The 26,284-nt window shown below is 43.0% G+C and carries 21 protein-coding genes, 1 tRNA gene and 2 riboswitches; of the genes, 19 read left to right on the plus strand and 3 right to left on the minus strand.

What is annotated here, in order from left to right; genetic code table 11:
• Both EP737_RS19295 and EP737_RS19300 read right to left on the minus strand, forming a co-directional pair.
• The gene (locus EP737_RS19295) at positions 1-1,650 is read right to left on the minus strand and encodes a thiamine pyrophosphate-binding protein (RefSeq protein WP_129730003.1); all 1,650 of its coding nucleotides are present in this window, start codon (positions 1,648-1,650) and stop codon (positions 1-3) included.
• An 81-nt stretch (positions 1,651-1,731) separates the two neighbouring features.
• A riboswitch (cyclic di-GMP riboswitch) is annotated at positions 1,732-1,816 on the minus strand.
• 200 nt (positions 1,817-2,016) lie between these two features.
• Positions 2,017-2,102, minus strand: a riboswitch (cyclic di-GMP riboswitch).
• A gap of 454 nt (positions 2,103-2,556) precedes the next feature.
• Entirely contained in the window at positions 2,557-3,984 is a 1,428-nt protein-coding gene (locus EP737_RS19300; RefSeq protein ID WP_129730005.1) for a hypothetical protein, read from the minus strand.
• Positions 3,985-4,335: 351 nt separating this feature from the next.
• Here EP737_RS19300 and EP737_RS19305 point away from each other — a divergent pair, with 351 nt between their 5' ends.
• From EP737_RS19305 to EP737_RS19380, 16 genes are all read left to right on the plus strand, one after another.
• Positions 4,336-5,148, plus strand: coding sequence for an HAD family hydrolase (locus EP737_RS19305; protein WP_129730007.1), 813 nt, complete (start codon positions 4,336-4,338; stop codon positions 5,146-5,148).
• Positions 5,149-5,320: 172 nt separating this feature from the next.
• Positions 5,321-5,785 carry a YndM family protein gene (locus tag EP737_RS19310; protein WP_129730009.1) on the plus strand — a complete coding sequence of 155 codons (465 nt, stop codon included), beginning with the start codon at positions 5,321-5,323 and terminating at the stop codon, positions 5,783-5,785.
• A 337-nt stretch (positions 5,786-6,122) separates the two neighbouring features.
• Complete coding sequence (uvrB, locus tag EP737_RS19315) at positions 6,123-8,105, plus strand: excinuclease ABC subunit UvrB (protein WP_129730063.1); 1,983 nt, start codon at positions 6,123-6,125, stop codon at positions 8,103-8,105.
• Positions 8,106-8,110: 5 nt separating this feature from the next.
• Complete coding sequence (gene uvrA, locus EP737_RS19320) at positions 8,111-10,978, plus strand: excinuclease ABC subunit UvrA (RefSeq protein ID WP_129730011.1); 2,868 nt, start codon at positions 8,111-8,113, stop codon at positions 10,976-10,978.
• A gap of 455 nt (positions 10,979-11,433) precedes the next feature.
• Positions 11,434-11,808: a phage holin family protein gene (locus EP737_RS19325; RefSeq protein WP_129730013.1), complete on the plus strand. Its 375-nt coding sequence runs from the start codon at positions 11,434-11,436 to the stop codon at positions 11,806-11,808.
• A 240-nt stretch (positions 11,809-12,048) separates the two neighbouring features.
• A complete protein-coding gene (gene hprK, locus EP737_RS19330; protein WP_129730015.1) occupies positions 12,049-12,978 on the plus strand; it encodes an HPr(Ser) kinase/phosphatase in 930 nt (309 codons plus the stop codon).
• 72 nt (positions 12,979-13,050) lie between these two features.
• Positions 13,051-13,863, plus strand: coding sequence for a prolipoprotein diacylglyceryl transferase (gene lgt, locus EP737_RS19335; protein ID WP_129730017.1), 813 nt, complete (start codon positions 13,051-13,053; stop codon positions 13,861-13,863).
• Positions 13,864-14,125: 262 nt separating this feature from the next.
• Positions 14,126-14,758, plus strand: coding sequence for a pyrophosphatase PpaX (ppaX, locus tag EP737_RS19340; protein ID WP_129730019.1), 633 nt, complete (start codon positions 14,126-14,128; stop codon positions 14,756-14,758).
• A gap of 15 nt (positions 14,759-14,773) precedes the next feature.
• Positions 14,774-15,277 (plus strand): acyltransferase, encoded by a 504-nt coding sequence (locus EP737_RS19345; protein WP_129730021.1) that lies wholly within the window; start codon positions 14,774-14,776, stop codon positions 15,275-15,277.
• Positions 15,278-15,514: 237 nt separating this feature from the next.
• On the plus strand, positions 15,515-17,041 hold the full coding sequence (locus tag EP737_RS19350; RefSeq protein WP_129730023.1) for a tetratricopeptide repeat protein: 1,527 nt from the start codon (positions 15,515-15,517) through the stop codon (positions 17,039-17,041).
• Positions 17,042-17,133: 92 nt separating this feature from the next.
• Positions 17,134-18,087, plus strand: a complete 954-nt coding sequence (gene trxB / locus EP737_RS19355) for a thioredoxin-disulfide reductase (RefSeq protein ID WP_129730025.1) — start codon at positions 17,134-17,136, stop codon at positions 18,085-18,087.
• Positions 18,088-18,571: 484 nt separating this feature from the next.
• Positions 18,572-19,030, plus strand: a complete 459-nt coding sequence (locus EP737_RS19360; RefSeq protein WP_129730027.1) for an NUDIX hydrolase — start codon at positions 18,572-18,574, stop codon at positions 19,028-19,030.
• A 23-nt stretch (positions 19,031-19,053) separates the two neighbouring features.
• Complete coding sequence (rapZ, locus tag EP737_RS19365) at positions 19,054-19,935, plus strand: RNase adapter RapZ (RefSeq protein WP_129730029.1); 882 nt, start codon at positions 19,054-19,056, stop codon at positions 19,933-19,935.
• A gap of 3 nt (positions 19,936-19,938) precedes the next feature.
• On the plus strand, positions 19,939-20,898 hold the full coding sequence (locus EP737_RS19370) for a gluconeogenesis factor YvcK family protein (protein ID WP_129730031.1): 960 nt from the start codon (positions 19,939-19,941) through the stop codon (positions 20,896-20,898).
• A 52-nt stretch (positions 20,899-20,950) separates the two neighbouring features.
• Positions 20,951-21,889 (plus strand): DNA-binding protein WhiA, encoded by a 939-nt coding sequence (gene whiA, locus EP737_RS19375; protein ID WP_129730033.1) that lies wholly within the window; start codon positions 20,951-20,953, stop codon positions 21,887-21,889.
• A gap of 26 nt (positions 21,890-21,915) precedes the next feature.
• Positions 21,916-22,173, plus strand: a complete 258-nt coding sequence (locus tag EP737_RS19380; RefSeq protein ID WP_129730035.1) for an HPr family phosphocarrier protein — start codon at positions 21,916-21,918, stop codon at positions 22,171-22,173.
• A 174-nt stretch (positions 22,174-22,347) separates the two neighbouring features.
• On the opposite strand, the gene clpP is transcribed toward EP737_RS19380, so the two are convergent.
• Positions 22,348-22,932 (minus strand): ATP-dependent Clp endopeptidase proteolytic subunit ClpP, encoded by a 585-nt coding sequence (gene clpP / locus EP737_RS19385; protein ID WP_129730037.1) that lies wholly within the window; start codon positions 22,930-22,932, stop codon positions 22,348-22,350.
• A 1,183-nt stretch (positions 22,933-24,115) separates the two neighbouring features.
• Here clpP and EP737_RS19390 point away from each other — a divergent pair.
• From EP737_RS19390 to EP737_RS19400, 3 genes are all read left to right on the plus strand, one after another.
• Positions 24,116-24,191, plus strand: a tRNA-Arg gene (locus EP737_RS19390).
• A gap of 427 nt (positions 24,192-24,618) precedes the next feature.
• Positions 24,619-25,905, plus strand: a complete 1,287-nt coding sequence (gene rpoN, locus EP737_RS19395) for an RNA polymerase factor sigma-54 (protein WP_129730039.1) — start codon at positions 24,619-24,621, stop codon at positions 25,903-25,905.
• 11 nt (positions 25,906-25,916) lie between these two features.
• On the plus strand, positions 25,917-26,165 hold the full coding sequence (locus EP737_RS19400; RefSeq protein WP_129730041.1) for a glutaredoxin family protein: 249 nt from the start codon (positions 25,917-25,919) through the stop codon (positions 26,163-26,165).
• The last annotated feature ends 119 nt before the right edge of the window (positions 26,166-26,284 follow it).

The raw sequence follows: 26,284 nt of genomic DNA on the forward strand, positions 1-26,284 counted from the left end.
CTATCCTCTCAACAGCGTTGGTGGGATTTCTTCTTGATCAACCATTACCTCAACTACTGTCGGTCCGTTGTGATTGTTCAGAGCTTCCTTGAGAGCCAGGTGTAAGTCTTCAATAGTCCAACACTTAAAGGATAATGCTCCCATTGCTTCACTATATTTTTTAACGTCGAGTTCATTTTTGAAAATAGTGCCAACAGCTTTTCCAGCATTGTTTGACATACCTTTATCGACCATATCAAGTCTTCCATTATTCAAAACAATAAAGATAGTAGCTGCATTGCTGTCAACTGCTGTTGAAACCTCATTTCCATGCATAAAAAAGCATCCATCACCTGTTAAACAGACGATAGGCTTAGTAGGATTGCTTAACTTCGCACCAATACTAAAACCAATAGCATGTCCCATTGCGCCAAAAACATCATCAAAATAGAATGTGGCCTGCTTTGTCAGTGTTAGGTGCTGAATAGCATAAAAGGAATGGCTGCCATCATCACCAAAGAAAACAGTATCTGCGGGAAAATTCTCTCTTAGGGCAGCAATGACTTGCTTTGCTAGTAGCCTTTCAACTGTAATCGGTGTTTCCTTTTGTAGCTCTGCACTAATATGTATCTGCGGCTTTGAAAAAGGTTTAGCTAATCTATCTGTCTTAATTAATTTTAATAAACTCTCAAGATTATGCTTAGCGTCACCAAGAACAAGCTGTGTTGCAACAGGAATTGATTTGCCAATAAACGTATAGTCGTAATCAAAATGAATAATTTTATCTGGATACAAAGCGGGATCCAGTCCAACAATAGACATATCAGATAACTTAGATCCTATTACAATTATGAGATCACTCTTATTCTTTAAATACTCACTAGCTTTTGCAGAGCCGCCTAGTCCAAACCCATCTAGGGACAGATCATGTGTTGTTGGAAATGTTCCTTTTCCGCCAGGTGTTGTCATGACTGGTATGTTAAAGGTTTCCGCTAAACGAATGACTTCCTCATAGGCTCTGGAGGAATGCACACCTTTTCCTAAAATCATGACAGGCCGCTTAGAAGTTAAAATACAATCTAAGGCTTGTTGTAACTCCTTTTGGGTCGCTATCACATGTGGAACTTCATCGGGTATGTCTAAAATAAAAGATTCTGCCTGCTCATCCAATACATCCATAGGGAGTGAAAGGTGAACAGGTCCCTTCACTCCATATAATGCGCTCTCAATAGCATGAGAAAAGATACTTTTAAATGATTCAGCTCGGTCTATGCGTGCACTAAATTTTGTTACTGGCTCAAACATTTTTATTAAGTCTGTCCCAAATGCTGAAGAGTCTTGTCCAAACGGTTTACCCATATCTTTAGCAGAGGGGTGCCCTGTAATAAAAACAACTGGTAAATGCCATGCTTTTGCTTGTGCCGCAGCCGTCAGCAAATTGGTGCCGCCTGGACCAGAAGTACCTATTGCGACTCCAATAGAATCATTCATTAAGGAATAACCAGAAGCAATATAACCAGCTCCAGTTTCATGCCTAGTTAGATTGAATTGAATACCATGGTTCTCTAATTCGAGTAAAATTGGAACAATAGGTTTTCCAGGAACACCAAATGCATGACGTACACCCATATTCTTAAGATTAATAGCAAGGATTTCTGCAACTTTTCTCATGTCATTAAAATTCCTTTCGCTTGAGATTCAGCAAATATAAAAAAACCCCTGTATAGACATAAATGGGGTGAAAATAAAGATTTATGTAACCAGCCATCATAGTACAACTGCCGTAGACCTGTAGGCTTTACGTCCTCGACTTGGGACGGGTTTGCCTCATATAGATTTAGCTGTTTCCTGTTACGAATTAAAATTTATTATCAGTACTTTAGGACATAAAAATATGACGCTTCGTATCATGATTTAAATATGCTATATATCTATATGGGCGTTAACTTATGTATTATTTAGGAACCGTTTCATTTTGCGGACTGGCAAATACAAAAAACACCCTATATAGACATAAATAGGGCGTAAACAAAAAATTTATGCAACCCAGCCATCATAGCACAACTGCCGTAGATCTGTAGGCTTTGCGTCCTCGACTTTCGACGAGTTTGCCCTATTTAGATTTCATTTTTCCTGCTGCAAATTAACGCTGCAAGGTGGCGTGACATTGCTCTTAAATTCATGTACAACAATTGGAAAATCCGCTTTTCAATAAATTTAAATATAATTTATCACGTATTCTGAATAAAATAAACCAATATTCGACAAATTATTAGTTCTTTTACACTGTAGGAAAGTATAAATTTCGGAGGCAAATTCGACGCAGTCCGGAATTTTAGGAATATAGTGTAAGTGCAACTACACCTCTGTCTTCACCCAAGGGCAGAGCCTGCCAATCGGCGAGTTTTCTTTATAAAAACTAAAGGGAATTCTAAACTACCGGGAGAGAAAAGCAAAAAATTTTCAACATATGTATACAAAGGCTGCAAAATGTGAGAGATAAACATATGCAAAAGGGATTTCAAAGACCGTATAGGTCTGTTTGAAATCCCTTTTTATACATAGGCTATCAGAAGATTAACGCATTCCTCTGCCTTTGCCGCCTATTCCCTTACCATAGCCAAAGTTATGATAATTATCTTGAAATAATGTTTTTGCTGTTTCAGGGGATTTAGTAGAAATCTCCTTCATAAGCTCTTTTGTTGTTTTATTGGCTGTATCAATACTGAGCTCTTTTGCTGCCTTTAACACTTTCGCATCTTGGACTTCCTTAGCTAGTGTTTGGGTGTCCTTATCATCGGTGGAGATGCCAAGCTCTTTTGCATCTTTTTTCACCTGTGCGTCACGCACCTCACTAGCTAAAGTTTCTGTGTCTTTGCCGTCAGTAGAGATGCCAAGCTCTTTTGCATCTTTCTTCACCTGTGCGTCACGCACCTCACCAGCTAAAGTTTCTGTGTCCTTGCTGTCAGTAGAGATGCCGAGCTCCTTTGCTTCAGCCTTCACCTTCGTGTCACGAATTTCCTTTTGGAGTGTTTCACTGTCTTTACCGTCGGTGGAAATGCCAAGCTCCTTTGCTTCAGCCTTCACCTTTGTATCACGAATTTCCTTTTGGAGTGTTTCACTGTCTTTATCGTCAGTGGAAATGCCAAGCTCCTTTGCTTCAGCCTTCACCTTTGTATCACGAATTTCTTTTTGGAGTGTTTCACTGTCTTTACCGTCGGTGGAAATGCCGAGTTCCTTTGCTTCAGCCTTCACCTTTGTATCACGAATTTCCTTTTGGAGTGTTTCACTGTCTTTATCGTCAGTGGAAATGCCAAGCTCCTTTGCTTCAGCCTTCACCTTTGTATCACGAATTTCTTTTTGGAGTGTTTCACTGTCTTTACCGTCGGTGGAAATGCCGAGTTCCTTTGCTTCAGCCTTCACCTTTGTATCACGAATTTCCTTTTGGAGTGTTTCACTGTCTTTATCGTCAGTGGAAATGCCAAGCTCCTTTGCTTCAGCCTTCACCTTTGTATCACGAATTTCTTTTTGGAGTGTTTCACTGTCTTTACCGTCGGTGGAAATGCCGAGTTCCTTTGCTTCAGCCTTCACCTTTGTATCACGAATTTCCTTTTGGAGTGTTTCACTGTCTTTATCGTCAGTGGAAATGCCAAGCTCCTTTGCTTCAGCCTTCACCTTTGTATCACGAATTTCTTTTTGGAGTGTTTCACTGTCTTTACCGTCAGTGGAAATGCCAAGCTCCTTTGCTTCCTGCTTTAACTGGACATCGCGCACTTCTTTAGCTAAAGTTTGTGTATCTTTACCATCTGTTGCAATTCCTAATTCCTTTGCCTTTTGTGTAACAGCCTCCGTGCTTAGTTCTTTTCCATGACCATATTTCTGTTCCGCTGCTTGTGTTGTTTGCGTTGTAGTGCTTTGCGCTGCAAATGCCGGCATACCGTTTACAAGTCCGATTCCGAAGGCGAGAGTTCCTGCAGCTACGATTCCTAATGTGCGTCTTTTCATGACCTTTTCCTCCTATAGTGTTGATATGTATGTGGTTTCGTTGCACTGTAAGAAAGTATAAATTTCCAGCTGGAAGTGAATTCGACGTAGCCGGAAATTTTAGGAATACAGTATAAGTGCAACTACGCCTCTGTCTTCGCCCAAGGGTGGGCATTGTCCGCTTTTCTTACACTGTGAGAAAATATAAATTTCCAGCTGGAAGTGAATTCGACGTAGCCGGAAATTTTAGGAATACAGTATAAGTGCAACTACGCCTCTGACTTCGCCCAAGAGCAGGGCTCGCCAATCGGCGAGTTTTCTTTATTTGCTACAGGTTTTACTATACGGACGAATGGTGAAAAGAGAGTGAAAATGGAGCTGAATGATTTTGTGGAGCATACTACTGCGTGTATGATGGAGCTATTAGCAAAGAAAGCGGTGGTTCAGGAAATGGGGATTAAAGGAGTTTTATTCGATAAGGACGGTACGCTTTTAAATTTTGGCATGCTGTGGGTGGCAATTGAATATGAAGTAATTGATGCATTGCTGGAAAAAGTGGGAGAAGCAAGAAATAGTGGGCTGAAGGAGGCGTTATGTACCTCCATTGGCCTCCATAATGGTCAGGTAGATGAGAAAGGATACTTTGCCAGCGGTACCTCTCTCGATATTTCACGTGCATTTCAAGCTGTGCTTCCTTATGATATCCCCGACTTGCACGGGTGGCTTATGGAGCAAGCTACTCTAAAAACGAAGGAACACATTCAGAATGTGCAGCCGACATGTGACTTACAGACGCTGTTTTCGCAGATGAAGGAAAAGGGGCTCACGATTGGTATTGCTACGTCTGATGATGATGAAATTACAAGGCTTTGTGTCGAGGCACTTCATATTGAAGAGTATATTTCATTTGTTGGCACGGCTGAATTATATCCAAAAAAGCCGGATCCTGCTGTAGTGTACGCCTTTTGCAGGCAGTTTGGATTACAGCCGCATGAGGTGGCTATTGTAGGAGATACGGAGAAGGATTTACAGTTAGCGAAAAATAGCGGTGCAGGCTGTGGCATTAGTGTATTATGCGGCGTTGGCTCCGAGGAAGAACTATCTGCCCTTGCTGATTTTGTTGTGTTAAGCCCGGCGCACCTCATCCAGGATGGAGTGCTGATTTGGGACCGGCAATCGGGATAGCATGATAGATATGGGGGGACTGTTGAAGCATGTGGATGCTGTAATGCATCAGACGAAGAAAAGAGGGGAAAATAATTATCGATTTCGGAAATAAATTCCTGAAAATTTGGGCACTGCATGTATGAATCTGCCTCTTTTTATTCAAACTAGAGAAGAGAGGGAGGTTTAAAGTATGAAGCATATAACTGTATTGCTTGTTAAATTTATAAGCTGCATCATTGCTTTTGCGGTTGGTTTAGATTTATTTTTTGATGCGAACATTGTTGACATTCTGTCATTCAGTTTGTTCGTTACTGTTGTTTCGTATATGCTAGGAGACAGAATTGTCCTGCCAAACTGGGGACGTGCAGCCGCTACTGTGGTGGATTTCCTTTTAGTGTATTTAAGTGTCTGGATTTTTGGCAGTGTGCTCCTGCACAGCTATATCCAAATTGCTTGGGGCAGTATTTTATCGGCAGTGATTATAGGAGCCGCGGAAATTTTCGTTCATGCGCGTCTTCTTGACCATATTTCCCCTGAGCGAGAGATAAGAGATAGACAATCAGCTGTCTTTAATCCAAGACTGGCATATGGAACCGAATTTGGTGAGGAACAGGACATCCGATCAGCTAAGTACGAAAAAGAATATGAAGAATAACGAACTGTCAGCACGGGTGAACATCGCTTCGCCCGTGTTTTTGTTTGCCTCCAGGTTCATATATGATTTATTGATGAAGGCGTCCTTATCCAGCTTTGCATTGTTCATCATATTGTATACTTTTATTAATTAACAGCTTATCACTGCACATATTATCCGCTCTAGAAATTCTACTCAAAGAAAAGTTAGAACCGAGTAGATTTGATTCATTTTAATTAAACTGTTTTTATGCCCCTAAACTTCAAAACTCTTATCGAATGCTTGTTCGTTTTCTTGGTGTTTTTTCCTGTCTTCATGGTACAATAAGGGTAAATTTGTTTTCTGGAGGTTAGACATGCTGGAACGTCCATTTGAAGTTGTTTCATCGTACTCTCCGCAAGGCGATCAGCCGAAAGCGATTCAACAGCTAACGGAGGGAATTCGGCAAGGAAAACGCCATCAGGTGCTGCTCGGTGCGACAGGTACAGGAAAAACTTTTACAATGTCTAATGTGATCAAAGAGGTGAACAAGCCTACGCTTGTGCTTGCTCATAATAAAACACTTGCCGGGCAGCTGTACAGCGAATTCAAAGAGTTTTTTCCGAATAACGCTGTTGAGTATTTTGTTAGTTATTACGATTATTATCAGCCAGAGGCATATGTGCCGCAGACGGATACGTATATTGAAAAGGATGCACAGACGAACGATGAAATTGATAAGCTGCGCCACTCTGCGACATCCGCGTTATTTGAGCGAAGGGATGTTATTGTTGTAGCGAGTGTGTCATGCATTTACGGCTTAGGTTCACCGGAGGAGTATAAGGAGCTTGTAGTTTCCCTTCGCGTTGGGATGGAGAAGGGACGTGATGCACTGCTTCGTCAGCTTGTAGATGTGCAGTACGCGCGCAACGACATAAATTTTCAGCGGGGAACGTTTCGCGTACGAGGCGATGTGGTGGAGATTTTCCCTGCTTCTCGTGATGAGCACTGCATTCGCATCGAGTTTTTTGGCGATGAAATTGACCGTATCCGTGAGGTGGATGCATTAACAGGCGAAGTGCTTGCAGAGCGTGAGCATGTTGCGATCTTTCCAGCATCTCACTTCGTCACAAGGGAAGAAAAGCTAACCGTTGCGATTGAAAATATTGAAAAAGAGCTTGATGAGCAGCTAAAGCAGCTGCGTGAGAACGGAAAGCTGCTGGAAGCACAGCGCCTGGAGCAGCGAACGCGTTATGATTTAGAGATGATGCGTGAGATGGGCTTTTGTTCGGGCATTGAAAACTATTCACGGCATTTGACATTAAGGCCTCCTGGATCGACACCATACACATTGCTTCATTATTTTCCGGAAGACTTTTTGATGGTGATTGACGAATCGCATGTGACGCTTCCGCAGGTTCGTGCCATGTATAATGGTGACCAAGCGCGCAAGCAGGTGCTTGTAGACCATGGCTTTCGTTTGCCGTCTGCTCTCGACAACCGTCCGTTAACATTTGATGAGTTTGAGAGAACTACGCATCAGCTGGTCTACGTCTCAGCGACACCAGGACCTTATGAGCTGGAGCATGAGCCGCAGCCTGTTGAGCAGATTATCCGCCCGACTGGCCTGTTGGATCCAAACATCGATGTCCGTCCGATTGAGGGGCAAATTGATGATTTAATCGGCGAAATCAGAGATCGCGTCGAGAAAAATGAACGGGTGTTAATTACGACGCTCACGAAAAAAATGTCCGAGGATTTAACGGATTATTTAAAGGATATTGGGATTAAAGTCAATTATCTGCATTCGGAAATTAAGACGCTTGAACGAATCGAAATTCTCCGCGATTTGCGGTTAGGAAAATATGATGTGCTTGTTGGCATTAATCTCTTGCGGGAGGGTCTTGATCTTCCTGAAGTGTCGCTTGTCGCCATACTAGATGCCGATAAGGAAGGCTTTCTTCGTTCGGAACGTTCGCTCATTCAGACGATTGGCCGCGCTGCGCGGAATGAGAATGGCCGCGTTATTATGTACGCTGATAAAATTACGAGATCCATGGAGATTGCCATAACTGAGACGCAGCGCCGCCGAGAAATTCAAGAGGCGTATAACAAACGTCATGGCATTACGCCGCAGACGATTCGCAAGGAGGTACGCGACATTATCCGTGCAACGCAGGTTGCTGAGGAAACACCGTCATATGAAGCAGAACAGCTGTCCCGTAAGAAAATGACAAAGGAAGAGCGCGTCAATATGATTGCCAGACTCGAAATCGAAATGAAGGAAGCGGCCAAAGCACTCGATTTCGAACGTGCTGCCGAGCTTCGTGATTTGCTGTTGGAATTAAAAGCAGAGGGGTGACAAGGATGAACGATAAAATTATTGTAAAGGGTGCACGAGCCCATAATTTAAAAAATATTGATGTCACCATCCCGAGAAATGAGCTTGTTGTTGTAACGGGATTGTCCGGTTCGGGAAAGTCCTCTCTCGCATTTGATACGATTTATGCAGAGGGGCAGCGGCGCTATGTTGAATCCCTTTCAGCGTACGCCCGCCAGTTTCTCGGACAAATGGATAAGCCGGATGTAGATGCAATTGAAGGGTTGTCGCCTGCAATTTCCATTGACCAAAAAACAACGAGCCGCAACCCGCGTTCCACAGTCGGAACAGTGACAGAAATCTATGATTATTTGCGTTTGTTGTTCGCACGCATTGGTACCCCGATTTGTCCGAATCATGGCATCGAAATTACATCACAAACGATTCAGCAGATGGTCGACCGCATCTTGGAGTATCCGGAGCGAACAAAGCTGCAGGTGCTCTCGCCAATTGTTTCAGGACGAAAGGGAACGCATGTCAAGGTGCTTGAGGATATTAAGAAGCAGGGCTATGTACGCGTTCGGATTGATGGTGAAATGCGCGAGCTATCTGATGATATTCAGCTTGATAAAAATAAAAAACACTCGATTGAGGTTGTAGTGGATCGCATCGTAATGAAGGAAGGCATTGCCTCTCGTCTTGCAGATTCGCTTGAAACAGCTCTTAAGCTTGGAGAAGGGCGTGTGTTGATCGACGTTATCGGAGAGGAGGAGCTGCTGTTTAGCGAGCATCATGCTTGCCCGCTTTGCGGCTTTTCCATTGGTGAGTTGGAGCCGCGGATGTTCTCCTTCAACAGTCCGTTTGGAGCATGTCCATCTTGTGATGGGCTTGGCGCGAAGCTTGAGGTTGATTACGAGCTCGTGATTCCGAATCCGGATTTGACGCTGCGCAATCATGCAATTGCACCGTGGGAACCGACCAGCTCACAATATTATCCGCAGCTGCTTGAAGCAGTTTGTAATCATTACGGCATTGAAATGGATATCCCGGTGAAGGACATTCCAAAGCATTTGTTGGATAAGGTGCTATATGGAAGCGGGGATGAGAAGGTCTATTTCCGCTATGTAAACGACTTTGGCCAACTCAAGGAAGGCGAAATCTTCTTTGAAGGTGTGATCCTGAATATTGAACGCCGCTATCGCGAGACAAGCTCTGACTACATTCGTGAGCAAATGGAAAAATACATGGCGCAGCAGCCATGTCCGAAATGTAAGGGTGCCCGCTTAAAGCCGGAAACTCTTGCTGTGTTTGTCGGCGGCAATACGATTGCGGATACAACTAAGTTCTCAGTAACAGAAGCTTATGCATTTTTTAATACATTGTCGCTAACAGATAAGCAAGAAGCGATTGCCCGGTTAGTTTTGCGAGAAATTAAAGAACGTCTCAGTTTTTTACTGAATGTTGGATTAGATTACTTAACGTTAAACCGATCAGCAGGCACACTGTCAGGTGGAGAGGCACAGCGCATTCGTCTAGCCACACAAATTGGCTCTCGATTAACGGGAGTATTATATATTCTTGATGAACCTTCAATCGGTTTGCATCAGCGGGATAATGACCGTCTCATTCAAACGCTGCAAAATATGCGTGACCTTGGTAATACCCTCATTGTTGTAGAACATGATGAGGATACAATGATGGCGGCGGATTATCTGATCGATATCGGGCCAGGTGCAGGCATTCACGGCGGACGGGTTGTCTCAGCCGGTACGCCTCGTGAAGTGATGGAGGATGAGAACTCGCTGACAGGACAATACTTAGCTGGTAAAAAATTCATTCCGATACCTCTGGAACGTCGCAAAGGCGATGGGCGCAAAATTGAAATTGTTGGTGCGAAGGAGAATAATTTAAAGAATGTGAAGGTGTCCTTCCCGCTCGGTACGTTTATTGCAGTAACAGGTGTGTCCGGTTCCGGGAAAAGTACGTTGATTAATGAGGTGCTTTACAAAACGCTCGCACAAAAGCTGCATCATGCGAAAAGCAAGCCTGGTCAGCATAAGGATATTAAAGGTCTTGAGCATCTTGATAAAGTCATCGATATTGACCAATCACCAATCGGCAGAACACCGCGCTCAAATCCTGCTACTTATACAGGTGTGTTCGATGATATTCGCGATGTATTTGCGCAAACAAATGAAGCGAAGGTGCGTGGCTATCAAAAAGGGCGCTTCAGCTTTAACGTCAAAGGCGGGCGGTGTGAGGCTTGCCGAGGTGACGGTATTATCAAAATTGAGATGCATTTCTTGCCGGACGTATATGTACCGTGTGAAGTTTGTCATGGCCAGCGGTATAATCGTGAAACGCTGGAAGTAAAATATAAGGATAAAAATATTGCTGACGTACTCGATATGACGATTGAGGACGCGCTTGTGTTCTTTGAAAATATTCCTAAGATTAGAAGGAAGCTGCAGACGATTGCTGATGTTGGTCTTGATTATATGAAGCTAGGCCAGCCGGCAACAACACTTTCGGGCGGTGAGGCGCAGCGTGTGAAGCTGGCATCAGAACTGCATCGTCGTTCAAGCGGGCGTACTATCTATATTTTAGATGAGCCGACAACAGGTCTTCATGTGGATGATATCGCACGTTTGCTTAAAGTGCTGCAGCGGCTTGTAGAAAATGGGGACACGGTACTTATAATCGAGCATAACTTGGATGTGATCAAGGCTGCAGATTATATCATTGACCTCGGCCCAGAAGGCGGTGACAAGGGAGGACAAATTGTTGCGACCGGTACGCCTGAGCAGGTAATGCACGAGGAGAAGTCGTATACGGCAAAGTATTTAAAAACGATTTTAGAACGTGATAAGGCTCGGATGAAGCAGCGGGTAGAGGAAGTCGAATTGATGAAGTAGATAAAGAAAACTCGCCAACTGGCGAGCCCTGCTTTTGGGCGAAGCCCGAGGCGTAGTTGCCCTTATACTGTATTCCTAAAATTTCCGACTACGTCGAATTCACTTCTAGCTGGAATTTTATACTTTCCTACAGTGTAAGAAAAGCGGACAAGGCCCGCCTTTTATGGCAGCATAGGGGCGGACCGGAGTCTGCCATTTTGGGTCTTGGGAGCCAGACGTCATCCCGAAAAGTTATCCTTTCTTATCTTGTAAAGAAAACTCGCCGATTGGCGAGCCCTGCTCTTGGGCGAAGCCCGAGGCGTAGTTGCCCTTATACTATATTCTTAAAATTTCTGACTGCATCGAATGGTTCTTAATTAGGAATTTATACCTTCCTATCCATACAAAAAGCTCCAAAAGAAAAGCTTTTCTTTTGGAGCTTTTCCATACATAAGTTTTAAAGGATGTGTAAAAGAATGAGATGGATCATCTCAATTATAAGCAACAGCATTGTACTCATTGTGATAGCAGGGATTTTTAAAATTTTGGTGCCGTCTTCTTTTTATATAGAAAATGTTACGACGGCCGTCGCAGCGAGTATTGTATTGGCTCTTTTGAATGCGTTTATTAAACCGCTGCTCATTGTAGTGACACTGCCGATTACAGTTGTTACGTTTGGACTATTCCTCATTGTTATTAATGCGATTACGTTAAAGATTGCGGACAGCCTTCTTGGGGCATCATTTGATATTAAAGGCTTCGGCACAGCAGTAGCGGTAGCTGTATGCATCTCTGTTTTGAATATGCTTATTGATAAGGTGATAGTAGAACCTCTGTCAAGGAAGGACTAAGCATAGAGGAAGAACAGCTGAAAGGATCTAGTCTAGAGGCAGCATTGTAATTATGGAGTAAGCAAGGCTAGCTGATTTCGAGTTAACCAGCAGACTAAGGAGCGGTTGTCCGGCAGCTGAAGTGAGAAGCGGCTTATTTTCCTAAATGGTAGTGTTCCTTATTTTTATCCAATCTTTATTTTTTGTTTCTTCAAAAAAATGATACAATGAACAACGTATACTTAAGATGGAGGTAGCGATATGCCGAAGGTTCGCGCAAGAGATTTAATTGAGCAATTTCAGCTGCAGCTTGTCAGCGGAGAAGAGGGTGTAAACCGCCCAATTCAAACGAGCGATTTATCGAGACCGGGGATTGAAATGGCCGGCTTCTTCACATATTATCCGGCGGAGCGTGTACAGTTGCTTGGGAAAACAGAGTTAACGTTCTTTCATACGCTTAGTCCAGAGCAAAAGGCAGAGCGGATGAACGCGCTTTGTACACCAACAACACCTTGCATTATTGTTACGCGCGGTCAGGAAGTGCCAGAGGAGCTGATTATAGCTTCGCGTGAGACGGATGTGCCAATTTTGCAGTCTTCTTTGAAAACAACAAGGTTGTCCAGCCGACTGACAAATTATTTAGAAAGCAAGCTTGCGCCAACAACAGCAATTCATGGTGTATTGGTTGATATATACGGGGTTGGCGTACTTATTATGGGTTCAAGCGGTGTCGGAAAAAGTGAAACAGCGCTGGAGCTAGTGAAGCGCGGACATCGTCTTGTTGCCGATGACAGTGTGGAGATTCGTCAGGAGGATGATGATACACTTGTTGGTAGTTCGCCAGAGTTAATCGAGCATTTGCTTGAAATTCGCGGTTTGGGCATCATTAATGTTATGACATTGTTCGGAGCAGGAGCAGTCCGCAATCATAAACGTATTTCGTTAGTTATCAATCTTGAGTTATGGGATCAAAAGAAGAACTATGATCGTCTTGGTCTAGATGAGGAAAAAATGAGAATTATTGATACGGAAGTAACAAGAATTACGCTTCCTGTTCGTCCAGGTCGAAACCTTGCAGTTATTATCGAGGTGGCCGCGATGAACTTCCGTTTGAAACGCATGGGTGTCAACGCAGCGCAGCAGTTTTCTGAACGCCTTATGAGTGCGATTGAGATGAGCAATCAGGATTGATTCGGTCTGGGGACGAGAGCTGTCTCGTCTTAAGCCTAATCACAAACCGAGAAAGAGAGAGGAGCGGAGAAGATGCTGCTTGGAAGTATTCCGCATTTAAATCGCGTTGCCCTTCAGCTCGGGCCTTTTCCGATTTACTGGTACGGTCTAATTATTGGCTCAGGTGTACTGCTTGGGTTATGGCTTGCTGTTCGGGAGTCGGAGAGACGGGGTTTGCCAAAGGATACATTTGTTGATGTTGTATTGTTTGCGGTACCGATTGCGATTTTATGTGCACGTGCGTATTATGTGTTGTTCGAATGGAGTTATTATTCTGCTAACCCTAGTCAAATTATTAATATCCGTCAGGGCGGCCTGGCGATTCATGGCGGCTTAATTGGTGCCATGATAACCGGTGTTGTTTTTGCAAGAATGAGAGGTTTGTCATTTTGGAAACTGACTGATATTGCAGCGCCGAGCATTTTGCTAGGACAGGCGATAGGCCGCTGGGGCAACTTCATGAATCAGGAAGCGCACGGCGGGGAAGTGACGCGCGGGTTTTTGGAAGGTCTACATTTACCTGACTTTATTATTAATCAAATGTATATTGACGGTGTGTATTATCAGCCGACCTTTTTATATGAATCACTTTGGAATTTTGCAGGGGTCATTGTTTTATTATTATTACGAAAAGCCAACCTTCGCCGCGGCGAGCTGTTTTTAACATATTTGATTTGGTATTCTGCTGGTCGTTTCTTCATTGAAGGGCTGCGAACGGATAGTTTAATGCTTGGTCCGCTCCGCATTGCGCAGGTGATGTCGATCGTGCTGATTGTTTTAGCTATTGTACTCATCTTCGTTCGCAGGAAAATGGGGTATGCTAATAAACGTTACCTAGAGGCGTAAGTCCGCGGGAGATGCATTCGAGTGAGCATAGCGCCTTGTAGAGGGTGCTATGTTTTTTTACACTGTAAGAAAGTATAAATTTCTAGCCGGAAGCCAATTCGACGTAGCGAGAAATTTTAGGAATACAGTATAGGTAGGGCTACGCCTCTGTCTGCGTGTGGCGGCTTGCCAATCAGCGAGTTTTCTTTAAGTTTTACAGCAATTGTACGCAAGATTTTGGTTTCAATCATCTGAAGAAGAGTTGAATGAAAGGAATGGGCTTATGAAAATTAATACTGTATTATTTGATTTGGATGGAACGTTGATTAATACGAATGAGTTGATTATTGCTTCATTTTTGCATACGTTGGATACGTATTATCCGGATACATATAAACGGGAGGATGTGCTCGCATTTATCGGTCCTTCGCTGCGTGAAACTTTTTCATCTATGGATCTGGAGCGTACAGAGGAAATGATTCAGGCGTACCGCGAATTCAATCATGCGCATCATGATGAGCTTGTGCAAGAGTATGAGACGGTCTATGAAACAGTAGAGCAGCTCGCAAAACAAGGCTATAAGCTAGGGATTGTTACAACAAAAGCGCGAAAAACGGTAGAAATGGGCTTGAATTTGACAAAGTTACATCAATTTTTTGATGTCATTGTCACGATTGATGATGTCGAGCATGTGAAGCCGCATCCGGAGCCGATTGAAAAGGCACTGCGTCTTTTGGATGCCAATCCTGCTACTACGCTCATGGTTGGGGATAATCATCATGATGTTTTAGGAGGCAAAAACGCTGGTACCAAAACTGCGGGTGTAGCCTGGACAATTAAAGGGCGCGATTACCTAGCTGCGTATAAGCCGGATTATATGCTGGAGAAAATGAGCGACTTGTTGACTATTTTATAACGAGGAGAGAAGGCTGTGAGGCGGACGACGCGGTACCCTGTAAACGGTGCGAACTCGCTATGGCAGATATATCAAACTGTATCCTTTTGGAAGGTGGTCAAAACCTTTACCATTATTCAAATAGCGCGGTATACGCCGTTTTTGAATGTGAAAAACTGGCTGTACCGCACCTTCTTGCGTATGGAAATTGGTGAGCAAACAGCCTTTGCGCTTATGGCTATGCCTGATACGATGTTTCCAGAAAAAATTAAGGTTGGCTGCAATACAATCATTGGCTACAATACAACGATTTTGGCGCATGAGTATTTAGTGACCGAATATCGTCTGGGAGATGTAATCATTGGCGATGAGGTAATGATTGGAGCGAATACAACGATTTTGCCGGGTGTCGTGATTGGTGACGGCGCTGTTGTATCAGCTGGTACACTTGTACATAAGGATGTTCCAGCAGGAGCGTTTGTCGGCGGGAATCCGATGCAAATCATTTATACAAGAGAAGAGATGGCTAGGCGTACATAATAAAGCAATCGGCAGGTAGTCGATTGCTTTTATCATTTTCTGAGAGGATACATTTTTAGCCGGGGGACGATTTGACGCAGTGAGGTAAAAGAGCCCTCTAGGGCGGTATCTGCACGTATTGTATAAAACTCCATAATCTGTATATAATATATTGTTTTGTTTTCTTAGGAATCGTTTATACTTATAATTAAAGATACTGTGGATTTCGTGTGGGACAAAGAGAAAAGTGGAGGTTTTATGGGGAAAAATGAAAGAGTGCGAGAAGTGAAGGGACAAGTTGTGACCTTCCATCAGTCTGCCGAATTTTTTTATGAAAGAGGCATGAAAGCATATCGGCGCAATAATCTGCAAGAGGCAGTTAAATATTTAAAGAGAGCAGTGGACGTGAAGAAGGAGCCATTTATGTTATGTCAGTTGGCCATTACTTTATCCGAGGTTGGAGAGTACCACGAGTCTAATCAAATTTTCTCGGCGGTGTTACGTGCGGATTCCACTGTGAAGGAATGCCATTATTTTATGGCAAATAATTATGCATATCTTGGGTTGTTTCAGCAGGCAAAGAAATATGCTCAGCGTTATTTGGAGACGGCGGAAGAGGAAGAATTCGTCGAGGAAGCATTGGATTTGCTCGATTTGATTGCTGAGGAAGAAGGCGGAGCAGAGTTCGAGGACGAGGACGAGCTTATTCTTATGCAGGAAGAAGCAAATGGATATATCCGCAATGGAAGGTTAGAGGAGGCGATTGCGGTTTTACAGGATATCATCGCTGGATATCCGGAATTTTGGGCTGCTTATAACAACTTGGCGATCGTTCGCTTTCAGCTTGGGGATGTTGAGGGAGCACTTCAAATTTGCGAGGAAGTATTGGAAAAAAATCCGGGGAATTTGCATGCTTTGTGCAATAACGTTATTTTCTTTTATGCCATCGGCCGTCAAAAGCAGGTTGAGGAACTGGCGAAGGGACTGGAACGTGTGTACCCGATTTTGACGGAGCATCGCTTTAAATTAGGAACAACGTTTGCGACAATCGGACATTTTGAGCTTGCATATAAATGGTTGAAGCTGCTCAGACGTCGTGGTTATGAAGGAGATGTTAGCTATTATTACTGGCTTGCATATTCCGCTTATATGGTTGGCGATGAGCAGATGGCTGAAAAGGTATGGAAGCAGGTGATTGACCTGTATCCGGAAAGAGAAGGCAAGGAGCCTTGGAGAGCCGCCGATTTTACAGAGGACGGACCTCACCAGCAGGCTTTACTCATGCAGCTGAAATATTCGTTTGAGGAAGAGGAAACGACGCAGGGGAAAATGCTTGCACTCTATTTAATGAATGAGCTGCAGACGGAAGAAAAGGCGGATGTTTTTTTGCGTATTGCACAATTATCTTCTGAATTTGGGATTCTTTCTCGGTGGGCACATTATTTCTTCTTAAAGACGGTTGGTCAAACAGTAGATAGAGATTTAGAAATGTTTGAGCAGTGTGCACAGGTCGCGAATGTCTTATACAGCTATACACGAAAAGATGATGAGTTAATTGAGGAGTGCTTGCAGTTTTGGTTTTATACGTTTTTGCATCTTTATGAGAAGAGTACAGGATTGTCTAATGCATCTGCCTGGTCAGCCGCTGTTGAGTATCTTGTACGCAGTGACCAAAAGAAAAACATGACGCAAGCCGAAATTGGAAATATATATAATGTGTCAGTATCAACTGTCCGTAAATATGTGCAGGCGTTAAAACAGGTCTTTAGGGAGACAAATCAGTAGAAAAAAGATATCGCATGGCAGTATAATGAACCTGTAAATGGAGAGCACAGAAGAAGTGTATGACCTTGATGTCGGAATAAGGAGTGAACAAAGTGGCTGAAGAAAAGATTTATGACGTTATTATTATCGGAGCTGGACCAGCAGGAATGACTGCTGCGCTGTATACGTCCCGGGCGAATTTGTCTACATTAATGATTGAACGCGGTATTCCAGGCGGGCAAATGGCTAACACAGAGGAAGTAGAAAACTATCCTGGCTATGATCATATTTTAGGACCGGAGTTGTCGAACAAAATGTTCGAGCATGCGAAAAAATTCGGTGCGGAGTATGGCTACGGTGATGTGAAGGAAATCATCGACGGTAAGGAATATAAAACCGTGGTTGCAGGCAAGAAAGAATATAAGGCACGTGCGGTGATTATCACAAGTGGTGCAGAGTATAAGAAAATCGGTGTTCCTGGTGAAAAAGAGCTAGGAGGTCGCGGGGTATCGTATTGCGCAGTATGCGACGGCGCATTCTTTAAAGGAAGAGAGCTTGTTGTTGTTGGCGGTGGGGATTCTGCTGTTGAGGAAGGTGTGTACTTAACACGCTTTGCAACAAAGGTTACAATTGTCCATCGCCGCGATAAGCTGCGTGCGCAAAAGATTTTGCAGGACCGCGCTTTTGCCAATGACAAAATCTCCTTCGTTTGGAATCATACTGTCAAGGAAATCAACGAAGCGGGCGGAAAGGTTGGCAGCCTCACATTAACAGATGTTAACACGGGAGCAGAACAAGAATTCAAGGCGGACGGTGTGTTTGTCTATGTTGGCATGCTGCCGCTATCCAAGCCGTTTGAAGCGTTAGGTATTACAAATCAAAATGGCTACATCGAAACAAATGACCGCATGGAAACACGTGTACCAGGTATTTTTGCGGCGGGAGATGTGCGTGAGAAGGCACTTCGTCAAATTGTAACAGCAACAGGCGATGGCAGCATCGCGGCACAGACAGCGCAACATTATATTGAAGAGCTTAAGGAAGAATTGAAAGTAACGAAACAGTAGTATATTGGTAATAGTTCTATCATGCTGCTGTAAATGTAACGCAATATAAATAGGGTATAGTATAGATGGCAAGTACCCCCACTTATTTTATTATATGCAGAGCATAGGCAATAACGCTTATGCTCTTTTTTTTGCACTGTAAGAAAGTATAAATTTCCAGCTGGAAGGGAATTCGACGTAGTTGGAAATTTTAGGGATACAGTATAAGTGCAACTACGCCTCTGTCTTCGCCCAAGGGCAGGGCTCGCCAATCGGCGAGTTTTCTTTATTATCTTGCAATTTTATCGGGAGCTTGCTTGAAAGTGAGGGGTACAATTACATATTAAGCAGAAAATGTTCAATTTTTATATTTATTTGCATTTTTACTTATTCTCTCGGTACTCTCTCCATTCATTGTGACAAACCGGAATTGATAGTATAATGGAACGTAAGCATAGGCAGAAAGCGGTGCGGTTTGCCGCTTATACAACTGAGGTGAATGAGCTTGCAAAGAGTAGCGAACTGCGTATTATTAAAAGACAATCAAATACTTTTGCTGCAAAAGCCGCGCCGCAACTGGTGGGTGGCTCCGGGAGGAAAGATGGAGCGCGGTGAAACCATTCGTGAAGCTGTCGTGCGTGAATACAGGGAGGAAACCGGGATCTATTTAAAGAATCCTTCTTTAAAGGGTGTATTCACATTTGTTATCAAGGAGAACGATAAGGTTGTCTCGGAGTGGATGATGTTTTCCTTTCTTGCTACTGATTTTACTGGCGGGAACAAGCCGCAAAGCGAGGAAGGGATTCTGCAGTGGCATCTTTTGGCTGATGTTGACTCCTTGCCGATGGCTCCGGGTGATTATCATATTATTGATTACTTGCTTCAAGGAAGCGGCATGATTTATGGAACGTTTGTATATACGCCTAATTTTGAACTGCTGTCATATCGCTTAGACCCTAGTTGAGTCTAAAAAGGAGGGAATCGGTTATGAAACAGCAAAATGATATTAAAATGGTCATCATTACAGGTATGTCTGGCGCTGGAAAAACAGTAGCGTTGCAAAGTTTCGAAGACTTAGGTTACTTTTGTGTAGACAACTTGCCGCCTACACTCCTTCCGAAATTTGTGGAGCTCATGAGCGAAACAACTAATAAAATGGATAAGGTAGCACTTGGTGTGGATTTACGCGGTCGTGAGTTTTTTGACCATTTGTGGGGAGCGCTTGATGACTTAACAGAACGCACGTGGATTATCCCCAACATTTTATTTCTTGACGCAAAGGATAGCACTCTTGTGTCACGCTATAAGGAAACGAGACGATCCCATCCGCTTGCTCCTACAGGCCTTCCTTTAAAGGGGATCGAACTGGAGCGTGAGTTATTAGCTGATATGAAGGCACGTGCTAATTTGGTATTAGATACATCTGATTTAAAGCCAAAGGAGCTACGTGAAAAAATTACAGAGCAGTTTTCTACAAATGATCAGCATACATTCCGTGTAAACGTAATGTCATTTGGCTTCAAATACGGCATCCCTATTGATGCGGATCTTGTGTTTGATGTGCGTTTTTTACCAAACCCGTACTATATTCCTAACATGAAGCCGTTAACGGGGCTTGATGAAGAAGTATCTTCTTATGTTCTCAAATTTAATGAAACGCATAAGTTTTTGGAAAAGCTAACGGATTTACTTTCCTTTATGTTGCCGCATTATAAAAGAGAAGGAAAAAGCCAGCTTGTTATTGCCATCGGCTGTACTGGAGGACAGCACCGTTCCGTCACGCTTGCTGAATACCTGGCGAAAAAATTGGGGAATGACTATAAAACGCATGTATCTCACCGTGATGTGGAAAAAAGAAAGGGACATTAATAGATGGAGAGAACGCGACATAGAAAGCCGAAAATTGTCATTATAGGCGGAGGTACAGGGCTATCTGTTTTGTTGAGAGGTTTAAAAAAGTATCCAGTCGATATTACAGCTATCGTCACAGTGGCAGATGACGGTGGAAGCTCTGGGCGTCTTCGCGACGAGCTGGAGATCCCGCCGCCGGGTGATGTGCGCAATGTACTTGTTGCGCTGTCGGATGTTGAGCCTCTCGTGGAAGCGCTCTTTCAGCATCGTTTTAAGACTGGAGATGGTTTGTCCGGTCATGCGCTCGGTAATTTGCTGCTGGCAGGCATGATTTCCATTACAGGTGATTTTTTTCATGCGATTACAGAAATGAGTAAGGTACTCAATGTGCGGGGGCGTGTGCTTCCTGCGGCAAATCAGAGTACCGTCCTGCATGCGGAGCTTGAGGATGGCCGAATTGTAACAGGGGAATCGAAAATTCCTTATTTTGGAAAACGTATTCATCGAGTATTTTTAACACCAGAGCAGGTCGAGCCTCTGAACGAAACATTGAATGAAATACGAAGAGCAGATTTAATTGTGTGTGGTCCTGGAAGCTTATATACAAGCATCCTGCCAAATCTGCTTGTCGAAAAAATCGGGCAGGCAGTTGTGGAGGCACAAGCGAAAAAAGTGTATGTATGTAATGTGATGACACAGGCAGGAGAAACGCTTGGCTATACTGCAGCCGACCATGTTCAGGCACTGCACGACCATCTTGGCACAAATTTTGTGAATACGATTATTGTAAATAATGGAGACATCCCGGAAGAATTGCTTGAGAAATATAAACAAGAATTATCAACGCCGGTTTTATGCGACAGCGAGCGTCTGCAGCAGCTTGGAATTGACATTATTGAAGCGGAGCTCGTGAAGTATGATGATGATGTTGTTCGTCATGACACGTTAAGGCTTGCATCTATTTTATGTTCGCTGCTATAGCATGCATTGCTGTCTCTCGTGTGTAACTCATAAGAGGCAGGAGGTAAGTGAGGTGTCCTTTGCATCTGAAACAAAAAAGGAATTAACAAATTTAGAAAGTAAGGGCTGCTGTGTGAAGGCGGAGCTATCGGCGTTAATTCGCATGAACGGTTCCCTTTCATTTTCCAACCGACACTTTGTGATTGATATCCAAACGGAAAATGCAGCTATTGCTCGCCGTATTTATACGCTCTTGAAAAAAAGTTATGAAGTTACGGTAGAATTGCTTGTTCGAAAGAAAATGCGTCTGAAGAAAAATAATGTCTATATCGTCCGCCTTGTTGAAAAGACAAAAGAGGTTTTGGAAGACTTGCATATTATCCACAACGATTTTACCCTCATCCATGATATCTCAAAGGAGCTTATTAAAAAGAAATGCTGCAAGCGTTCTTACTTGCGCGGTGCATTTTTGGCGGGAGGATCGGTTAACAATCCAGAGACATCTTCTTATCACCTCGAGATCTTTTCCCTGTACAAGGAACATAACGATGCGATATGTGAACTCATGAACGAGTTTGACTTAAATAGCAAGACATTGGAGAGAAAAAAAGGCTATATTACGTATTTGAAGGAAGCAGAAAAAATTACAGAATTCCTGAATATTATTGGTGCACATAATGCGCTGCTTCGTTTTGAGGACATTCGTATTGTACGCGATATGCGTAATTCTGTGAATCGTCTCGTGAACTGTGAGACAGCGAACCTAAATAAAACGATTGGAGCCGCATTGCGTCAGATTGAAAATATTCGTTACATTGACCGCACTGTCGGACTGGATTTTCTTCCAGGGAAACTGCGTGAAATTGCTGAGCTACGAGTAAACTTTCAAGATGTAACTTTGAAGGAGCTCGGAGAAATGGTATCAGGCGGAAAAATTAGTAAATCAGGTATTAATCACCGTTTGCGTAAAATCGATGAGATTGCTGATAAATTGCGGGCTGGTGAAATATAAGGAAATTAATAAAGGGGGAAACGAAATTGGTTCAGAAGCAAGTAGAGGTTTTATTAAAGTCCGGATTGCAGGCTCGTCCAGCTGCGTTGTTTGTTCAGGAAGCAAACCGTTTTCAATCAGATGTTTTTATTGAAAAAGACGGAAAGAAAGTAAATGCAAAAAGCATCATGGGTCTAATGAGCTTAGCTGTAAGTGCCAACACTACCATTACTATTGTGACAGAGGGATCTGATGAGGTGGAAGCCTTAGATGCTCTCGTAAAATATGTAAAAAAAGAAGGATAGGGCAAAGCGTTGGAGTGGATTAAACGTCGTTAAGGATCGTATGCCATGAGGAATGGAGCGGTACTTGCTTATAATAGTTAAAACGGAGAAGGAACCAGGACGTCTTAAGAATAGCTAGATAAGATTCGCTCCGCAATAAAAAACAAGCAACCGAATTCGGTTGCTTGTTTTTTATTATTTACGTTCAGTAACAATTTGGTCGATAAGACCATATTCCTTTGCTTTCTCAGCAGTCATAAAGTTATCACGTTCTGTATCGCGCTCAATTACTTCAAGCGGCTGGCCTGTTCTTTCAGCTAAAATCGTGTTTAATTTATCACGCAAGAATAGAATGCGCTTTGCTGCGATTTCGATCTCTGTCGCTTGTCCTTGTGCGCCGCCAAGCGGTTGGTGGATCATAACTTCACTGTTAGGCAGAGCCAAACGCTTCCCTTTTGCACCTGCCGCTAGCAAGAAAGCGCCCATAGACGCTGCCATGCCCATGCAGATAGTAGAAACCTGAGGCTTAATAAATTGCATCGTATCATAGATCGCCATGCCGGCTGTAATGGAACCGCCTGGGCTGTTGATGTATAGATGGATGTCCTTCTCAGGATCTTGTGCTTCTAAGAATAGGAGCTGCGCAACGATGGAGTTTGCAACGTTATCGTCAATTCCGCTTCCGAGCATAATAATGCGATCCTTTAAAAGACGGGAGTAAATGTCGTATGCACGTTCACCACGATTTGTTTGCTCAATAACTGTAGGAATTAAATTCATTATGTATTCCTCCTTATTTAGAACTTACTTTTTATGATACAATTATGGTCAAGAAAGGTCAAATAAAAACACTTATGGCTCATCTGAAATAATTAAGCCATACTTTTTGTATTCGTTGTAAAAGGAAAATTACCTTCTTTATTGAACTTCAAGAAAGTATAAATTTCTGGCTGGAAGTGGATTCGACGAGTTTTCTTTACACTGTAAAAGTATAAATTTCTAGCAGGAAGCCAATTCGACGTAGCGAGAAATTTTAGGAATACAGTATAAGTGCAACTACGCCTCTGTCTTCGCCCAAGGGCAGGGCTCGCCAATCGGCGAGTTTTCTTTACACTGTAAAAGTATAAATTTCTAGCAGGAAGCCAATTCGACGTAGTCAGAAATTTTAGGAATACAGTATAAGTGCAACTACGCCTCTGTCTTCGCCCAAAGGCAGGGCTCGCCAATCGGCGAGTTTTCTTTACACTGTAAAAGTATAAATTTCTAGCAGGAAGCCAATTCGACGTAGTCAGAAATTTTAGGAATACAGTATAAGTGCAACTACGCCTCTGTCTTCGCCCAAGGGCAGGGCTCGCCAATCGGCGAGTTTTCTTTACACTGTAAAAGTATAAATTTCTAGCAGGAAGCCAATTCGACGTAGTCAGAAATTTTAGGAATACAGTATAAGTGCAACTACGCCTCTGTCTTCGCCCAAGGGCAGGGCTCGCCAATCGGCGAGTTTTCTTTACACTGTAAAAGTATAAATTTCTAGCAGGAAGCCAATTCGACGTAGTCAGAAATTTTAGGAATACAGTATAAGTGCAACTACGCCTCTGTCTTCGCCCAAGGGCAGGGCTCGCCAATCGGCGAGTTTTCTTTACACTGTAAAAGTATAAATTTCTAGCTAGAAGTTATTCGACGTAGTCAGAAATTTTAGGAATACAGTGTAAGTGCAACTACGCCTCTGTCTTCGCCTACCGGCTCGCCAATCGGCGAGTTTTCTTTAGAACACTTTTCATCATTGCCTGATCTATTTCTTTTTAATCAAAGATATACACACTATATGTATGAAGTTTTTAAACTTTTATATGACAGTGTTAAGAATATTTTTTCCTGCATGCCCCCCTTGCGTATAGTGAGAAGAAAGGGTATAATATTTCATGTGTCACATGCGAACCTTTGTTGTTTGCAGTGTATGTAATATGCGCTCGTAGCTCAGTCGGATAGAGCGGTGGTTTCCGGTACCACGTCTTGCGGGGGTTCGAGTCCCTCCGAGCGCGTCCTAGTTTGATACAACGGCATTTTAAGACCCCTCATCTGAGAATTATTTCGGATGAGGGGTCTTTTTGTTGCACTTTAATTAAGGGGTAAAGTTCCAGCCAAGTAACTTTGGAGGTGTCGATACTTTCTCTGCGTCAGCACCACCATATGGATCAGCCCTACGTATTTTCAATGGGACAAATCTTCATAGTTGATGATGAGGCTGCTGACGGAAGAGATGAGGTTCTGCGGAACTGGTCATACTATCAGCTGCAATAGTTTGTCGAATCTAAGGCTGTCATCTTTAGGACAGTCTTTTTTACATATTTTTGTCGTATTTTTTTTTCTTGCTTAATAAGAATAAAATAATCAGTTCTGTAGGGGAACTTTTTTACAGTTTGTTTGTGGAAAATATATTGTACAATAGGAAGCAAGGGGGAGATGGAAGTGAAGATGGGGCTTTTACAGGAACAAACAATGCGTTTAGCGATGACACAAGAATTGAGACAAGCAATTACGATGTTGCAATATAACGCACAGGAATTAACAGAGTTTTTATATGAACAATCGCTTGATAATCCTCTTATTGAGTTGAAGAGTTTTGACCGTGATAAACGAAGAAAAACGCATAAGCAAATAGCGAATAGTATTGAAATTTATGGGGATGTTTCTGTAAGTCTTCAGCAGCATTTACTTGAGCAGCTTCATGATTGGAAATTAAGCTCTGCTGAGAAACGGATTGCTTCTTTTGTGATTTCTAATATTGATGAAAATGGATACTTGCAAGAGGGAACAGACGAGATGGCGAAGTGGTTGTCTGTTTCTGTAGAAGAAATCGAGAATTGTATCCAGCTTGTGCAGAAGTTAGAGCCGACAGGGGTAGCTGCACGGACGCTGCAGGAATGTCTTACAATCCAATTGAAGCGTTTACAAAAAGGAAGCGAAATGGCTGAATGTATTATTGAAAACTACTTTGATCTTCTTGCAAAAAAGGATTGGAAGCAGCTAGTGCAAGCGTTAAAATGCACAACGGAGGATTTGCAGGGAGCAGTACAGTGTATAATGGCTCTTCAACCGAGGCCTGGGCTGGCGTTTTCCACAGAAAAGCCATTTTACATTGTACCTGACTTAAATGTAACAAAGATAAACAATCAGCTTGTAATTCAATTGAATGAGGAACACATGCCGAAGATTGAGGTGCATGCACAATACAGCGCGTTGCTGCGAGAAGCGGAGCACGAGGTGGCCTCTTACATATCAGAGAAGCATCAGCAGCTGCAGTGGCTTGTACGCAGCTTGGAGCAACGTAAACGGACACTGCTTCAGGTGATGGATGTAATTGTTGATAGGCAGCGTGAATTCTTTTTGAATGGACCGCTTTTTTTAAAACCGTTGCAGTTAAAGGAAGTGGCTGAGGAGCTTGGGTTTCATGAATCGACGATTAGTCGAGCGGCACGCGGTAAATACGTGCAAACCCCGTATGGCTTAATGGAGATGAAATATTTCTTCAGCAATGCTGTATCAGCAGGAGAAGAAGGTACTTCATCTAAGCGGGTAAAAGGGCTTATTCAGACGCTTATAGATAAAGAAAATAAGAAAAAGCCGCTTTCAGATCAAAAGATTTGCGATTTGCTTACGCAGCAGTATGATATTTTAGTATCAAGAAGAACGGTAGCGAAGTATCGGGAACAGCTTCATATTCCTGCATCCTCGCTTCGAAAAACGATTGGATAGGTGTGTGACAAATGAAAGTGGTGTTGTATTCAAAGGATGAGTGCTGTCTTTGTGATAACGCAAAGGCAATTTTGCGGGAGTTGCAGAAGGAATTCTCATTTCAAGTAGAAGAAGTGGACATTTATAAGGATGACGCTCTACTTGAAAAATATCAGATCATGATTCCTGTAGTCGAAATTGATGGGAAAGAAATCCAATGTGGAATTATTCAGAAAGATGTGATAAGAAAGCGCTTAACAATGTTTTCAGGTGTTGAATAAATGTTTGCTTCCTGTTACAATACTATCTGTAGCAGGAATTCTTTTTTTTATAGCGGGTGGGACAAAATACGTCACCACGGGACGTATATTGACCAGTTAGCGAAGGTAAGTATTGCGAG

The sequence above is a fragment of the Ectobacillus funiculus genome (assembly GCF_004138295.1).
In the GTDB taxonomy this organism is placed as follows: Bacteria; Bacillota; Bacilli; order Bacillales; family Bacillaceae_G; genus Ectobacillus; species Ectobacillus funiculus.